Source organism: Avibacterium volantium, assembly GCF_049366555.1.
GTDB lineage: Bacteria > Pseudomonadota > Gammaproteobacteria > Enterobacterales > Pasteurellaceae > Avibacterium > Avibacterium volantium_A.
The window spans coordinates 1-713 of sequence record NZ_JBMMGT010000062.1 but is presented as its reverse complement, the minus strand read 5'-3'; the positions used below and the strand labels follow the sequence as shown (position 1 = coordinate 713).

The 713-nt window shown below is 37.9% G+C and carries 1 protein-coding gene; it reads right to left on the bottom strand.

Translation table 11 applies throughout. The annotated features are described in order from the left end of the window. Positions 1–20: 20 nt before the first annotated feature. Positions 21–674, bottom strand: a complete 654-nt coding sequence (locus ACLS0A_RS10985) for an IS1595 family transposase (protein WP_416083509.1) — start codon at positions 672–674, stop codon at positions 21–23. Between the last annotated feature and the right edge of the window lie 39 nt (positions 675–713).

The following is a 713-nucleotide window of genomic DNA, read 5'->3' as shown; positions in this document are numbered from 1 at the left end:
GGGGCTGTATTAGATTAGCCCTAAATTTCACACCATTTTCTCAACGTTTTAAGTTGCTCTTTTGGTGTCCCGAAGTTAAACCGAAATTCACATTCTTTCAAGAATAAAGGAAAACTTTTTCGGTCAATTCCATTATATTTTCGGAGTATCCGCTTGGCTTGACTCCAAAAATTTTCAATGCCGTTGATGTGATTTTGTTTCACTGCAAACAGCTCCGAATGGTTAATTCGTTCGTGGTGAAATTCGCTTACATCAAGGGCATCATAACTACGATAAGTATCTGTGTAAACCCAGCTATCAGGCTTGATTTTCCTTGCTATAACGGGCATTAGCGTTGTTGCCTTCGTATCATTTACGACCACAGTAAACACTTTACCTTGTCGTTTTAATATACCAAAAATAGCCACTTTTCCTGCAGCTCCACGACCTCGTTTTCCTTTACGATGCCCACCGAAATAGCTTTCATCCAACTCAATTTGTCCCTCAAATACTTCATCTGCTTCAAGAGCTAAATGATAGCTGATAACCTCTCTGATTTTGCGGTAAAACAGTGCAGCAGAGTTAGGATTTATCTCTAACAAATTTGCTGCAGAACGGGCTGTTACTTCTAATACAAAAAATTCAAGGAGCTTTTTCTGTATGGATTTCTTTAATTTACAATGAGTTATCTTCATTTTTATAGACTAACATACTTGCTAATCTAATACAGCCCC